The organism is Actinomadura sp. BRA 177, from assembly GCF_013372625.1.
Lineage (GTDB): Bacteria > Actinomycetota > Actinomycetes > Streptosporangiales > Streptosporangiaceae > Spirillospora.
On the sequence record NZ_JABXFD010000248.1, the window covers coordinates 1 to 14,386 of the forward strand.

Here is a 14,386-nt window from a genome sequence, read left to right on the forward strand (position 1 = left end):
GTTGAGACGTTCGGTGGTTTTGGCGAAGGGGAAACACCCGGTCCCATCCCGAACCCGGAAGTTAAGCCCTTCAGCGCCGATGGTACTGCATGGGAGACTGTGTGGGAGAGTAGGACACCGCCGGACACATATTGCAGAAAGGGCCCCGCCGACACGGCGGGGCCCCTTCCTCATTGTGCGTAAGGCGGATGGGTGGGGCATCCGCATTGCGTTCTTGAGGCGAGTTTCGGGGCCGCCGGTCGACGAGCGCCTCCGCCGGCACTCCTCGCCTTCGACGGTAGGTCAGGCGGTGTCGGCCGGTTAGTGATCTCGGCGTGCAGTGGCCGAAACTCTCGTCCGGCCTTCGTTGAGCAGTTCGCAGTGGGCTGGGGCCTATGTGAAGTGTTCTGGATTTCGCCGAGCAGCCGTCCCGCCGGTTGTTCTGACGGAGATGTCGGCGGATACAGCGTCCGCAGCGCTGCGTCCGGTCGAGATCTACGGTCACAGTGACTTGGGCCGCGGCCGCAGGGCCGACTACGGCGGCGCTGGCTACGAAGAGGACCCGGGGTTCTTCCCACACGAGTTGCTGCCTGGCTATGACGAGGGCCCGAGGTTGTCCCGCACGAGTTGGGCGTTCGCTTGTCGATGTGACGGCGGCTCTCGGTCGTGGGGATGCTCTGCTGCCAGCCCGGTGAACGGCGGATCGCCCGGCGACGGCGCAGACGCACGTCAGTCGTATCCTGGCCAAGCTGGGTCCCGGCTGATCTAGGGGCTGCACCACTACCGACGCCGCAGAGGCGAATGCGCCGCGTTCATCCTGGGAAAGTACGAGTTACTGCTGCAGGCCGCACACCAGCAGTTGGCCCGGGGCGGGTCATGATCGCCCGGACAACCTGGGCATCCAGCACTCAGTCGCGATGCGGGTGCTCATCGACAACCATGCCGACTGGCTGAGGGTTGTTCCACCTCTCCGCCTACGTCCCGGACCTCGTCTGCGCCGAGAGTGTGGTCCCTGCTGCAGGCTTCATGGCCACCGGCCTGAGCCAGCTCCGCGTCCAAGTGGTGTCGCGAGGATGCGTCCGAACCCATCATGTTTCGCCCCGGCGCCGAGCGCACCTTCGATGACACCGGTGCCCGTCGTGGTGGCTGACGGTGCCAGAACCTCACGTTCGCCTGCGCACCCGACCCGGCCAAGGCACTCGTCGCGCACCGCACGGGCGAAACGGGCCTGGTGCACCGGGACGGCAGAAGGCTCCTGCCCGGCACTCGAGATATCTCCGAACCCGAGCTGTTCGACCCCGCCGACTCGGGTCTCGCCATCGTCACCTCCGGCCACCGCCTAGGGCGGTGACGACCATCGGACCGGTACCGGTGGCGGCAGGCGGGCAAACGCGCCGAACCCCAGGCTAAGCGAGCCCGCCGCCAGGCCCGGCACGTCGACCGCGAGCGCTCCGAACGGTCGCCGCCGTTCTGGCGCGCACCGGACGCGGCGGCCGCTCTCGGCTCGGCGCGGTCTACTGCGAGAAGACCACCGGTAGCCTGCTCGCTGCCGCGCGAAAACGGCGTCCACCGCGAAGAGTCGCTCCTTCCGGGCGATTCGAGAATCTGGGCGAACATCCAGACTCGCAGAACGTTCGGCTGGGATTCGCGGACGGGGTGCGAGACCAGCGGGCACGGCTGCCCACCGACTGGCGTCTTTATCGCCTGCAAGGCCGCCGGGGTCGGTGTGCCGTCTATTGAAATGAATCTGGCATACATCTCTGCTGTCGTCGGGGGGGACGTCCGACATCCGACGTGCGACCGCGCACGCCAGGTGTGGGGCATCGTCACCATGCTCCACCCTGTTCCCGAGTAGTTGACTGCGTTCCGTGCGCCGGGTTTCGCCCGTCCCAAAAGAGGCTCTTTGAATGAGTTGGTTGGCACGGGTAGAAGGGGGGCATCGACAGGGAGGACATGGATGAATCGTCCTGCTTTCGCCAATGCCAGGTGGCGTAAGAGTTCCCGAAGCAACGGCTCCAGCAACTGTGTCGAGATCGCCAGCCTACGAACCGGCATCGGAATCAGGGACAGCAAGTCACCGGCGGAACCCGCGCTCGTCCTCAACCCAGACCATTGGAAGATGTTCATCAGTACCGTGAAAGCGGGAGAGCATGATCTGAACTGACCCCGGGCCACCGCGCTCGTCCGCCGGCGGCCTATGTCGGCGGGCGAGTCGTCGTGTGAGCGGTCCCGGTGGAGGGTCACCGGAACCGGGTTGGTCGCGTCGGTCTCACTCAAGCGCTCGTTCTTGAAGGACGCTCTACGAGGTGAGGCGGGTACGGGTGGCTTGGTGAGTTGGAGGGCGTCAGTCGGGTGGTCGGTTTGACGCCGCGGGGACGCCTGACGACTGCCCTTCCGGCAGCCGGGACGAGCGCATGGCCCGTCCGGTACAGGTGCAAGATGTTGAGGTCGGCGTTGCCCTCCCAGCCGCAGCCGGTGTTCTTGCACACGAACGTTGCCTGGTCTTCCCGGCTGCCGGGTGTGATGTGACCACACATGTGGCAGGCCAGGGATGTTCCGGGAGCGGGCACCGTGTGCAGGTGGCCGCGGCGCTGGGCGGTCTTGTACGCCAGCATCGTGATGGTGCGGCCCCATGCCTCCTGGCTGATGGAGCGGTTCAGCCCGGCCTTGGTCGCGACGTTGCTCCCCGGCTCCGCCGCGGTTCCCCGGGCGGATTTGACCATGTTCGCGATGTTCAACTCCTCCACCACGATCACGCCGTAGGTGCGGGCGAGAGCCGTGGTGGTCTGGTGCTGCCAGTCGGTCGCCCTGCGCTTGGCTCTCGCGCGAAGGCTCGCGATCTGCTCGTAGGTCCGCTTCAGCCGGTTCGAGGTCTTCTCCCCGGGCCTGCGGCGGCTCTTGCGGTGCGCGGCTCTGTGTTCCAGGCGCAGCAGCGTGGCCTTCCCGCCGGTGCCCAGCCACTTGTCCCGGTCGGCTCTGCCGTCTGGGAGCCGGGCGGGGCGGCCGTGGTCGGCATGGTTGCCGTCGGACAGGGCGAGCGGGATGCTCACCCCCACGTCGATGCCGACCTCAGGTCCGGTGTGCGGCTCAGGCGCGGGTTCGATGCGCTGGACACGGAAGGCGATAGGCCAGCCGAGCGCGTCCTTGACCAGCCTGGCCCCGGTGATCCGGTTGCCGGTGGTGGCGCGGCGGCCGACGGGCAGTCCTTTGGTCCAGCGGAACCGGACCCGCCCGAGTTTGGGGATGTTCACCATGCCCCAGCGGCGGTGCACCCGCTTACGTGCAGGTCGCAGCCCTGGGGGATGTCCACGCTCATCACCGTGCGGTACCGGTTGAAGTTCGGCTCGCCGGCGCGGCCCTCCCAGCAGTTGGTCCACGCCCGCACATAGGTTCTCAACACCGCTTGGGCGGCCTGCGCGGGCAGGATGGCGAGCCAGTCGATGTCGGTCCGGGCCTGCCGGATCGCCGAGTCGGCGGCCTTGAGGGAACGGCGGCACCGCGGCGTCATCGTCCACCAGTCGTGCAGCAGGTTCCACAGGGCCCGCGCCGCATGCGCTTGGGCGTCCAGCGCCGCGGCCTGGTCGCGCGACAACGCCAGCCGGGCGCGGTGCCCGAACCGCCGCTTGACCGATGCACTGCCACTCACAGTCCGTAACCATACCACTGGTTTATGTCACCACGATGGGTATCGGATCTCGAAGTCCGCACACGCCCTCACGTCGTCTACAACCTGCACGCTTATTTAGTTTTCGTCACCAAGTACTGTCGTGGTGTATTCACGGACGCGATGCTGGCCCGCTGCGAGGAGACCTTGTAGGACGTGTGCTGCGACTTCGAGGCCGAACTCCGCGAGTTCAGCGGGCAGGACAACCATATCCACCTGCTCGTGCACTACCCGCCCAAAGTCCAGCTCTCCAAAGCGGTCAACAGCCTCAAGGGCGCGTCCTCCCGAGGAACGCGACAGCCACGTACACCGGTACTGTGGAGCGCGCGTTTCTGGTCCGGCTCCTACTACGCCGGATAAGTCGGCGGCGCACCACTCACCGTCGTACGGCAGTACATCGAGCAACAGCAACGGCCCGCGTGAACAGCGCAGGGAAGGCACGCTCGTGCCCAAGCGGGCACTCCGCGCGGGGCTTCACCCCCGGCCTGAAGGCCGGAGCACTGGCCCGTAACCCGGTAGATGACCACCGCGGGTTCGGCGGATGTGATCTGCTCGGGCAGTTTCTTCCAGGTCTTGTCGGAGAATGGTCGACGTTGCCGGTGGGTGCGGCGGGCGGGCCGGAGGCGCTGGACTGCTCGGAACGGGCCGCGACCGGCAGGAGCAGCGCGCTCATGCCGAGGGCAAGCACTCGCGTCTTGGTCATGGCCTCGACGGGGACGGCCACATCCGGGCGCGGCGAGCACGGCTCACGTCAGCGCGTTGAAGACGGCTTCCGGTTTGTCCCGCTTCGTGTAGAGGTCCCATGCTGTGTCGGCAATGGCATCAGGATCGAGCGTGCCGATCGCCGCACCGCCCGTACCGTTCGGCTGGGACGTGAACATGCGATGGATGTCGCCGCGTTCGATGAGGCCGCCGATGGTCAGCGTCCCGGCATAGAGGCCCTGGTCGGCCAGGGCTGCGTTCAGGGTGAGGGCGTAGTTCCGCAGGGCCGCGGAGGAGATCGCCAGGTTCCCGATCGCCGGCATCGGCACCACGGAGCTGAGGCCGCTGGCGAAGAGCAGCCCTCCGCCACCGCGCTTCCGCATCCCGGGCAGGACGGCGCCGACCGCGTCCAGCGCCGGATACACCCAGCTCATCGCCTCCTTCACCGCGGCCGCGTCCGTCGAGGTGATAGGCACTGGACGAGCGCTGGGGTCCGTTGCGCCGGGGCCGTAGTAGACGACGTCGATGTCGCTGAGCGTGTCGAGCGCGGCGCGGAGGGCGGCCCGGTCGCGGACGTCCGCGGGATGGGACGTCGCCTCGACACCCGCGTCCTCCAGCGAGGAGATGTAGCCCGGATGACGGGCGCCGTTCCTGGAGATCAGGGCGATCCGATGGCCTTCCCGGCCGAAGCGGTGCGCGATCGACATACCGAGGCCGGGGCCGGCCCCGATCACGACGGTCGTCGGTGACATGGAGTACCTCCCGATGAAATTGAGGGCCTCCTCAAGTTAGCACGGAAGCTGAGGATGCCCTCAAGTTCGTACGATGGAGGCATGGCCGGGAAGAGCAGGCAGCCTCGGGCGGACGCTGCACGCAATCGGGACAAGCTGGTGGCCGCCGCTTCCGCGGTGTTCGGCCAGCGGGGGCTGGATGCGCCACTGGAGGAGATCGCACGCCGCGCCGGGGTCAGCATCGGGACGCTCTACAACCACTTCCCCACGCGCCAGGCCCTTTTCGATGCGATCTTCCCCGCCCGTTTGACCGCCTTGGAGGAGATCGGCGAGCGGTCCCTGGTCGATCCGGATCCCTGGAACGGCTTCGTCGCCTACATTGAGGGGCTGTTCGGCCTGCAGGCCCTGGACCGCGGGCTCAACGACGTGCTGGCCCGGCGATTCCCCGACGCCTCGGAGTTGAGTGCGACGTGCCGGCACGGGTTCGCGTCCCTGGTGCAGGTGATCGACAGGGCCAAGGAAGCCGGGACGCTGCGCGAGGATTTCGAACCGCAGGACGTCGTGACACTGATGTGGGCGATGTCCCAGGTGATCCGGGAATCCACCGACGTAGCCCCCGAGGTCTGGCGCCGCTATCTGGCATTCTTCCTGGACGGCCTGCGGGCCGAGGCCGCCCACCCCCTACCCGCCCCAGCGCTCACCCGAGAACAGGTAGCCCACTTCATAGGCGCAACCCCGGACAGCGGGCCGTAGCGGCGTGGGTCACCGCCTACTGGACTGAGCGGCGGGCGCGGACCGGGTTCAGGTCGTTTGTTCTAGGGCTGTCAGGTGCGCTTGGACGGCTTCCAGGTCGTTCTCGCTGAAGACCGTGATGCCGGAGCGGTGGAGGAGGGCGGTCGTCACGCCCGTGCCAGGGGACGAGGCGCCGGAGAAGGTGCCGTCGTAGATGCGGTGGGTGCCGCAGGACGGGCTGCCCTCTTTGAGGAGGGCTGTGCGGGCGCCGGAGCGGCGGGCCGTTTCCAGGGCTAGGCGGGCGCCCTGGAGGAATTCGGCGGTCACGTCCTCGCCGGTGTCGGTGAGGATGCGAGCCCTGCCGTCGAGGACGTCGCCGCCGTCGCCGCCGACGATCTCGGCGGGTGGGCGCGGGACGGCCAGACCACCCGACACTTCGGGGCAAAATGGTATGAGGCGTCCTTCCGCGCGCCAGCGCTCGAAGAGGTCGCCGCTCACCGGCTTGGCTGCACCGTCGTAGCGGACGCGCCGCCCCGCCAGGCAGGAGCTGACCAGGATGCGTTCCACGCCGTCCAGCCTATGTCGGCGCCCCTGCCGCATCGTCCCTTGTGATCTGCGTCACTGCCGGGGTCGGCCTGCAGACCTCGGGTAATAGTGGCAGACCTGCTAGATATCGCACATACAGGTGGCAAGTTGGAGAACTCGGCGGACACCGCGCGGGGCGCGGTCCGCAAGCTCGAGAACATCCGGGCGATCACCGACGAGGCGTTCGCCTATATGGACGTGGACGAGTTCCTCGACACCCTGCTCGAACGTGTGCGCGAGATCCTGGACGTGGACACCGCCGTCGTGCTGCTCCTGGACCGGCAGCGGCGGTTTCTCGTGGCGGCGGCCGCGAAGGGGATCGAGGAAGAGGTGACCCAGGCGGCGCACGTCCCGGTGGGGCAGGGGTTCGCCGGACGGGTCGCGGCGGAGCGGCGCCCCGTCTACATCCCGGACGTGCCGAGCGCCGGCGTGTTCAACCCGCTGCTCGTCCAGCGGGGACTGCGCTCCCTGCTCGGCGTGCCGCTCACCGGCGGGGGTGCGCTGATCGGCGTGCTGCACGTCGGGACGCTCACCGCGCGCCGGTTCACCGCGGACGACACCGAGTTCCTGCGGCTCGCCGCCTCCCGCGCCGCGATGGCCGTGCAGTCGCTGCAGAGCCGGGCCGAACGCGCCGGAGCCATGGAGCTGCAGCGCAGCCTGGTGCCGGCCGTGCTGCCCGGCATCCCCGGCGCGGAGCTGTCCGCCCGCTACCGTCCCGGCAAGGCCGACGTCGGCGGGGACTGGTACGACGTGTTCACGCTCCCGTCCGGGGAGGTCGGCATCGTCATGGGGGACGTCGCCGGGCACGGTATCGCGGCCGCCGTCGTGATGGGGCGGATGCGCAGCACGCTGCGGGCCTACGCGCTGGAGACCGACGACCCCGCCGAGGTGCTGCGCAGGCTCGACCGGAAGATGCAGCACTTCGAGCCCGACGCGACCGCGACCGTGGTGTACGCGGTGTGCGAACCGGGCCTGGCGCGGCTCCGGCTGTCGTCGGCCGGCCATCTTCCGCCGGTGATCGCGGTGCCTGGAGAGCCCGCGTGCACCGTCGACGCCAAGCCCGACGTCCTCATCGGCATGGGGGACGAGGTGCCCCGCCGGACGGTGACCGTCGAGCTGCCGCCGGGAGCCGTGCTGTGCTTCTACACCGACGGCCTGGTGGAGCGGCGGGACAGCTCGCTGAACACCGGCATCGACCGGCTGTGCGACGTGGTGTACGCCGGCCCGCCCGAGGACGTCGGCGCCGCGGTGATGGCGGCGCTGATCGGCCGCGAGCGGGCCGCGGACGACGTCGCGATACTGGTCGTCCGGCGCGTCCCCGGCTGACTCGGGGTCACTTCCCGGAGCGGATGCGGTCCACCGCGATCTGGGCGACGCGGACGGCGGCGCCCGGGTTGAGGCGGACGCCGCGCCACGCGACCCGGCCGCTCGCGGGCGCGACGATGAGCGCCTGGTTCTTCGCGACGCCGCGCATGATGTCGCGGGCCAGCTTCTCGGCCGTGTAGAGGCGCGGGGACGCCTTGGCGATGTCGCCGGTCGCGTCGCCGCTCAGCGCCGTCTCCGGCAGGTCCGGGTTGACGTTGTGCAGGAGCGGGGTGTCGACGAAGGACGGGCAGACGACGCTGACCTTGACGCCGCGTCCGGCGGCCTCGGCGCGCAGCCCGAGGGAGAGGCCGACGACGGCGTGCTTGGTGGCGGTGTAGGGGATGCCGATCGGCATCGGGACGAGCCCGGCCAGCGACGCGGTGTTCACGATGTGGCCGCGGCCCTGCTCCAGCATGATCGGGTAGGCGGCGTGGACGCCGTGCACGACGCCCTTGAGGTTGATGTCGATGGCGCGGTTCCAGTGGTCGAGGGTGAGTTCCTCGGCCAGGCCGCCGATCGCGATGCCTGCGTTGTTGAACACGATGTCGAGCCGGCCGTGGTCGGCCTTGACGCCCTGGTAGAGGTCGGTGACGGCGCCGGCGTCCGTGACGTCGAGGGGGGCGGAGGCCGCTTTGCCCCTGCCGAGGGTGTTCAGCTTGTCGGCGACCTTCGCCGCGCCCTCGGCGTTGATGTCGGTGACCACGACGGTGTCGCCGCGCGCCACCAGGGACGTGGCGATCGCACGGCCGATGCCGGATGCGCCTCCGGTCACGATCGCGATGCTCATTGCGCGCTCCGCTCGGTGAACCGCGGGTCCGGGTCCGGAGGGGAGTGGGCCCGGCCCGCGGTGGCTAATTGGATTCAATGTTCAATTGCGGGTGATTCTAGGGGCTGGGCCACCCGCGCCGATACTCACGCGTCGACAAAACCGCGCTCGCCGTCCCGCCGCCCGACCTGGAAGTCGCCCGGGTCGAGCCTGCGGGTGCGCAGCCAGAAGTTCAGCGTGGACGCGGGCCACGCCGCCCGGTTCACGCCGCTGCGGTCTAGGTACCAGCTGTCGCAGCCGCCGGCCACCCAGACGGCGCCCGCGGACTTGCGCTGCACCCACTGGTTGAACCGGTCCTGGACGGACGGCTTGACCGAGATCCGCGCGCCGCCCGCCGCGTCCAGCATCGCCAGGCACTGCAGGACGTACCGGACCTGCGCCTCGATGATGAAGATCATCGAGTTGTGGCCGAGTCCGGAGTTCGGGCCGAGCAGCAGGAACAGGTTCGGGAAGCCCGCGACCGAAACGCCGAGGTGCGCCTCGATGCCGTCCTTCCACGCGTCCTGGATCTTCAGCCCGTTGCGGCCGACGATGTGCGCGCCGTCGAACGCGTCCGTGACGTGGAAGCCGGTGCCGAAGATGATCGCGTCGACCTCGTGCTCGCGCCCGTCCCGCGTGACGATCGAGTGCTCGCGCACCTCCGCGACGCCCTCCGTCGTCAGCTCGACGTTGGGCCGCATCAGCGCCGGGTAGTAGTCGCTGGACACGAGCGTGCGCTTGCAGCCCATCGTGTAGTCGGGCGTCAGCTTGCGGCGAAGGTCCCGGTCCGGGACCTGTCGTGCGAGATGCCACTGGGCGAGCGAACTGGCCGCCTTCAGCAGGTTCGGGTTCTTGAACCCGAGGACGAAGCTCTCCTGCATCAGGTAGATGCCGTTGCGGTACCCGCGCTGGACGAGCGGGACGCGCCGGAACAGCGTCCGCTCCAGCCCGGTGACGCGGCGATCGGGCTTCGGGATGATCCACGGCGGCGTCCGCTGGAACACCGTCAGGTGCCGGACCTGCTTCGCGATCTGCGGGACGAACTGGATCGCGGACGCGCCCGTCCCGATCACCGCCACCCGCTTGCCCGTCAGGTCGTAGGAGTGGTCCCACTCGGCGGAGTGGAACGTCCTCCCCTCGAACGCGGCCAGTCCGGGCAGGTCGGGGATGCTCGGGTGGTGCAGCGGCCCCATCCCGGCGACGAGCGCCCGTCCCCGGACGACCTCGCCGCCGTTGACGGTCACCTGCCAGGTGTCGGTGGCGTCGTCGTACTCCGTCCCGGTCGCCTCGGCGTTGAACCGGATGTGCTGCGCCAGGTCGTACTTGTCGACGATGTCCTTGATGTACTGCAGGAGCTCCGCCTGCTTCGGGAACATCCGCGACCAGTCGGCCTTGGGCTCGAACGAGTACGAGTACAGCAGCGACATGATGTCGCACGCGCACCCCGGGTAGGTGTTCTCCCGCCACGTCCCGCCGACCTCGTCCGCCTTCTCCAGGATGACGAAGTCGTGCACGCCGGCCTTCTTCAGCCCGATCGCCATGCCGAGGCCGGAGAATCCCGTCCCGATGATGACGACCTTGTACGGGCCGCCCGGCCCCGCCGCCGGCGTCACCACGGCGGGGCCGGCCTGCACGTCGGCCATGCTCACGCGGCCTTGGGGGTGTCGAGCGGGCGGCGGGTGCCGGGCTCGTCCCAGATGCCGAACGCCTTCCAGACCCGCTTGTTCACCGGGTTGACCACGTCCAGCTCCGCCATCAGGTCGCGGATCTTGCCGACCGAGTTGGAGATCTCCGCCTGCGACGCGTCGTTCTTGTACGCCGCGCGGACGACGTCCTTCGGGATGCCGAAGTGCCGCACCATCGGCCCGGGCGGGGACAGCATGATCCGCGCCATCACGCCGAGCACGACCGGGGTCGCGACGCCGAGGATCCGGCGGCGCAGCGGGGCCATGTTCGGCACCCGGTGCTTGAGGTAGTGCCGGGCGAACGAGATGTGCCGGGCCTCCTCCGCGATGTGGATCTTCATGATGGTCTCTTCGAGCGGGTGCTTGATGTGCCCGCCCTTGAGGGACTTGCGCTGGACGTAGTCGATCGGGTCCTCGCCGCCGAGCACGAAGACGAAGAACATCTCGGTGCTGACCAGCGGGATCCACGGCGCGGCCTGCGCGATGAGGTTGAGCGAGCGCGGCATGCCGCGGATCGGCATCTTCGTCCGGTTCACGAACTCCTGGAACATCATCCCGTGGTGACATTCCTCGGTCGTCTCGTGGTAGACGTACCGGAACTCCGGCCGGCCGTTCGGCAGCCGGTAGGCGTAGTTGAGCAGCCCGCGCTTCAGCAGGTTCTCGAACTGCAGGCCGATCTTCATCGCGGTGGCGACGCGCCACAGCCCGATCTGCGCCTGGATCTCCGGCGGCTGCGACTTGTACCAGTCGGTCTCGCCGAGCCGGTCGAACTGGGGCAGGACCCAGCGCGGGTCGTTCTTGTCGACGGTGAACTCGGGGTCGTCCCAGGGGATGTCGGCGTAGGCCTCCCAGTGCTTGTCCACCGACGCCTTGTTCAGGCGGTCGATGACGCCGAGGTACGACTTCTTGTCCTTGACCTGCTCGCGGAGCTCGCTGGCGAGGTCGGTGGGGGCTTTCGGCATGTGAGGCGCTCCCTCGGGGTGCTGCGGCCGGTCGTCCGGGGGGACGCGCCGGCGGTCTTTCAGGAGGTTGGGTCGTTGTCTCGGTGGGTCACTGCTCGGGCGACGCGTCCGCGGGCGTGTCGGGCATGGGCCCGCCCGCCGGCGTGCCCGGCTCGGGGACGATCAGCTGCGCGACGTCCTTGATCTGGCGCAGCACGGCGGCCTGGTGGCCCTCCGCGTCGTCGTCCAGCGCGTTCTGTATGGACAGCCCGACGAACATCGCGAACAGCGCGCGCAGCATCGTCGGGACGAAATCGGGGGGCAGTGTGTTCTTCGGGAACAGCCGCTCGAACGTCTCCAGGATCACCTGGAGGATCCGCTCGTTCAGGTCGATGCACAGCGGCCGCAGCTCGTCGTCGGTGCGGGCCGCCACGGCCAGCTCCATCAGGGCCTTGGCCGGACGTCCGCGGAACACCTCCCACAGCAGGTCGAGGGCGCCCGACACGTTGCGCCGTTCGGCGGGCAGCACCGCGAACGCCGTCTCGTACGCCAGCCGCTGCGCCTCCAGGAGGTGCTCCAGCGAGGCGGCGACGAGGACCATCTTCGTCGGGTAGTGGTGCTGCTGCGCCCCGCGCGACACGCCGGCGCGGCGGGCGACCTCCGTGGTGGACGTCCCGGACCAGCCGAGGTCGACCAGGCACTCCATGGTCGCCTCCAGGAGCCGGGCCTGCGTGCGCGACCGGCGCTCCTGCTGCGTACGCCGGCTGGACGAACCGTGCCGGTGCCGTCGGCGGCTGCTTACTGCCATGTTCAGACCGTACGAGCGCAGATACAAGCAAGCAAGCCTGCTTGTATGTTGTTCGCATCACAATGAGTGCTTTTCGTCCGGCCCTTCTCGGGGGCCGGAACTTTCGGGCGGCCGAGGACGAAAAGTACTCACGGACGTCGGGTCTTATTGATCTTCGTGCGTACCGCTTCGTGCGTACCGCGGCGGACGTAGCCGGGGTACGGCGGGTGCGTCCGGGGGAGCAGGGCGGGTGCCTCTCCTGGCCCGACGACGGACGGCATGCCGTGCGCCCACGATCCCGGACATGGGAAACGCAGCAGAAGCAAGGCGAACGATCAACGAGATCGGCGGCGGCGCCCGCACCGTCCGCCTCGGCAAGGTGTACGGGTCCGGGGACATGGCGGTGCGCGCGCTCGACGACGTCACCGTGGACTTCCCGGACGGGCGGTTCACCGCGATCATGGGCCCGTCTGGCGCCGGCAAGTCCACGCTCATGCACTGCGTGGCCGGGCTGGAGGACGCGACGTCCGGCTACGTCTACGTCGGCGACGAGAAAATCGGGGCACTGTCGGACCGGCGGCTCACCAGGCTCCGGCGCGAGCGCATCGGGTTCGTGTTCCAGGCGTTCAACCTGATTCCGACCCTGACCGCGCGGGACAACATCGTCCTGCCGCTGACGCTGGCGGGGAGGAGCCCGGACGGGGAGTGGCTGGACACCGTCGTCCGCGTCCTGAAACTGGGGGACCGGCTGTCGCACCGTCCGTCCGAGCTGTCGGGCGGGCAGCAGCAGCGGGTGGCGCTGGCGCGCGCGCTCGTCACCCGCCCGCAGATCGTGTTCGCGGACGAGCCGACCGGCAACCTCGACTCCCGCACCGGCGCCGAGGTCCTGGCGCTGCTTCGCAACGCGGTGGACGACCTCGGCCAGACCGTCGCGATGGTCACGCACGACCCGGTCGCCGCCGGCCACGCCGACGCGGTCGTGTTCCTCGCCGACGGCCGGATCGTCGACGTCATGGACGCGCCCACGCCCGACCGGGTGCTGGACCGCATGCGCGGACTGGGGGACCAGTCATGATCGGGCTCGTCTTCAAGGAACTCTGGGGACGCAAGCGCCGGATGGTCGGCTCCCTGGTGGCGGTCTTCCTAGGTGTGACGTTCCTGACCGGAACGCTCGTGCTCGGCGACACGCTCGCGGCGAGCATCGACGGGTACTTCTCCAAGGCGTACGGCAACACGGACGTGACCGTGCGGAACTCGACCAAGGTGAGCGATGCGCCGTGGGGCGCGCGCGGGCAGATCGACGCGTCCGTCCTGGGCAAGGTGCGTCAGGTGGACGGTGTCGCCAACGCCGAACCCAACATCCAGGGGTCGGGGCAACTGCTCGCCAAGGACGGCACCACGATCCAGTCGCGCGGGCCGCGCATCGCCGGCAACTGGCTGACCGACCCCGAACTCAACCCGTATCACCTCGTATCGGGACGGGCGCCACGCGCGCCCAACGAGGTCGTCATCAACAAGATGTTCGCCGACGAGGGGAAGCTGAAGGTCGGCGACCGGACGGCGGTGCTCACGCCGCAGAAGGTCCCGGTGACCGTCGTCGGGATCAGCAAGTTCGGTGACGAGGACGCCTTCGGCGAGACGTCGTTCACGGCGTTCCCCCTGGCCGGCGCCCGCGAATACGTCGCGAAGGGCACCGACCGGATCAGCGGCGTCGCCGTCCGCGCGGGCGACGGCGTCAGCCAGGCCGAACTGGCGTCCCGCATCGAGCCGGTCCTGCCGGGCGGGGTCGAGGCCATCACCACCAAGGCGCAGGTCGAGGAGGGCATGAGCCTCGTCGAGAGCGGCTTCCTGCGCATCTTCCGGACGGTGCTGGCCGCGTTCGGCGGCGTCGCGCTGCTCGTCGCCGCGTTCTCGATCCACAACACGTTCGCGATCACGATGGCGCAGCGGACCCGCGAGTCGGCACTGCTGCGCGCCCTCGGCGCCGGCCGCCGGCAGGTCGTCACGATCGTCGGCTTCGAGGCCCTGGTCGTCGGCGGCGCCGCCACCCTCGCCGGGCTCGCCGGCGGGCTCGGCTTCGCGGCCCTGCTCCGGCAGCTGTTCACGCAGTTCCGGATCGGGATCGCGATGGAGGGCCTGACCGTCGCGACCACCTCGGTCCTCATCGCGGTGCCGGTCGGGCTGCTGGTCACGCTGGTCGCGGCGCTCGGCCCCGCGCTGAAGGCGTCGCGGGTGGCGCCGCTGGCCGCGCTGCGCGAGGTCGCGGCCGAGGCGTCCCGCCCGTCGGAGACACGGCCCGGCTCTTCTACACATCTGACGCCGCCGCCGAAGAGGAGAGCGTGGATCTCGCGCGTCGCCGCTGCGCTCAACACAAACCACAACCACACCGCAACCACCAACCACACTACCG

Annotated in this window: 13 protein-coding genes, 1 rRNA gene and 1 pseudogene; 7 read left to right on the top strand and 8 right to left on the bottom strand. The window is 69.3% G+C overall.

The genetic code is table 11. The features are described 5' to 3' along the window. Positions 1-9: 9 nt before the first annotated feature. Both rrf and HUX53_RS10200 read left to right on the top strand, forming a co-directional pair. Positions 10-126, top strand: a 5S ribosomal RNA gene (rrf, locus tag HUX53_RS10195). A gap of 1,810 nt (positions 127-1,936) precedes the next feature. Next, on the top strand, positions 1,937-2,143 hold the full coding sequence (locus HUX53_RS10200; RefSeq protein WP_176402916.1) for a DUF397 domain-containing protein: 207 nt from the start codon (positions 1,937-1,939) through the stop codon (positions 2,141-2,143). A 109-nt stretch (positions 2,144-2,252) separates the two neighbouring features. On the opposite strand, the gene HUX53_RS10205 is transcribed toward HUX53_RS10200, so the two are convergent. Next, complete coding sequence (locus HUX53_RS10205; protein WP_217919296.1) at positions 2,253-3,251, bottom strand: RNA-guided endonuclease TnpB family protein; 999 nt, start codon at positions 3,249-3,251, stop codon at positions 2,253-2,255. Next, positions 3,227-3,625: a hypothetical protein gene (locus HUX53_RS39970; RefSeq protein WP_217919297.1), complete on the bottom strand. Its 399-nt coding sequence runs from the start codon at positions 3,623-3,625 to the stop codon at positions 3,227-3,229. Before HUX53_RS39970 ends, HUX53_RS10205 begins: the two co-directional genes overlap by 25 nt. A 24-nt stretch (positions 3,626-3,649) precedes the next feature. On the opposite strand from HUX53_RS39970, the pseudogene tnpA reads away from it, so the two are divergent. Next, positions 3,650-4,066: pseudogene (gene tnpA / locus HUX53_RS10210) on the top strand (IS200/IS605 family transposase). A 323-nt stretch (positions 4,067-4,389) separates the two neighbouring features. Here tnpA and HUX53_RS10215 read toward each other — a convergent pair. After that, positions 4,390-5,097 (bottom strand): SDR family oxidoreductase, encoded by a 708-nt coding sequence (locus tag HUX53_RS10215; protein ID WP_176402917.1) that lies wholly within the window; start codon positions 5,095-5,097, stop codon positions 4,390-4,392. An 81-nt stretch (positions 5,098-5,178) separates the two neighbouring features. Here HUX53_RS10215 and HUX53_RS10220 point away from each other — a divergent pair, with 81 nt between their 5' ends. Next, a complete protein-coding gene (locus HUX53_RS10220; protein ID WP_176402918.1) occupies positions 5,179-5,829 on the top strand; it encodes a TetR/AcrR family transcriptional regulator in 651 nt (216 codons plus the stop codon). 48 nt (positions 5,830-5,877) lie between these two features. Here the strand turns inward: HUX53_RS10220 and HUX53_RS10225 are convergent, their stop codons facing one another. Beyond that, entirely contained in the window at positions 5,878-6,375 is a 498-nt protein-coding gene (locus tag HUX53_RS10225; RefSeq protein ID WP_309237148.1) for a DUF523 domain-containing protein, read from the bottom strand. A gap of 126 nt (positions 6,376-6,501) precedes the next feature. Here HUX53_RS10225 and HUX53_RS10230 point away from each other — a divergent pair, with 126 nt between their 5' ends. After that, entirely contained in the window at positions 6,502-7,719 is a 1,218-nt protein-coding gene (locus HUX53_RS10230) for a PP2C family protein-serine/threonine phosphatase (protein ID WP_217919298.1), read from the top strand. 7 nt (positions 7,720-7,726) lie between these two features. Here HUX53_RS10230 and HUX53_RS10235 read toward each other — a convergent pair whose 3' ends face one another. The 4 genes from HUX53_RS10235 to HUX53_RS10250 form a co-directional block, all read right to left on the bottom strand. Next, a complete protein-coding gene (locus HUX53_RS10235; protein WP_176402920.1) occupies positions 7,727-8,545 on the bottom strand; it encodes an SDR family oxidoreductase in 819 nt (272 codons plus the stop codon). A 125-nt stretch (positions 8,546-8,670) separates the two neighbouring features. Continuing rightward, a complete protein-coding gene (locus HUX53_RS10240) occupies positions 8,671-10,206 on the bottom strand; it encodes an NAD(P)/FAD-dependent oxidoreductase (RefSeq protein WP_176402921.1) in 1,536 nt (511 codons plus the stop codon). Positions 10,207-10,208: 2 nt separating this feature from the next. After that, positions 10,209-11,210 carry a diiron oxygenase gene (locus tag HUX53_RS10245; protein WP_176402922.1) on the bottom strand — a complete coding sequence of 334 codons (1,002 nt, stop codon included), beginning with the start codon at positions 11,208-11,210 and terminating at the stop codon, positions 10,209-10,211. 88 nt (positions 11,211-11,298) lie between these two features. Next, positions 11,299-11,997, bottom strand: coding sequence for a TetR/AcrR family transcriptional regulator (locus HUX53_RS10250; RefSeq protein ID WP_255205112.1), 699 nt, complete (start codon positions 11,995-11,997; stop codon positions 11,299-11,301). A gap of 283 nt (positions 11,998-12,280) precedes the next feature. Here HUX53_RS10250 and HUX53_RS10255 point away from each other — a divergent pair, with 283 nt between their 5' ends. Both HUX53_RS10255 and HUX53_RS10260 read left to right on the top strand, forming a co-directional pair. Beyond that, positions 12,281-13,051 (top strand): ABC transporter ATP-binding protein, encoded by a 771-nt coding sequence (locus tag HUX53_RS10255; protein ID WP_217919299.1) that lies wholly within the window; start codon positions 12,281-12,283, stop codon positions 13,049-13,051. Next, a partial coding sequence (locus HUX53_RS10260) for an ABC transporter permease (protein WP_176402923.1) occupies positions 13,048-14,386 on the top strand: 1,339 nt, incomplete at its 3' end. The genes HUX53_RS10255 and HUX53_RS10260, both read left to right, overlap by 4 nt.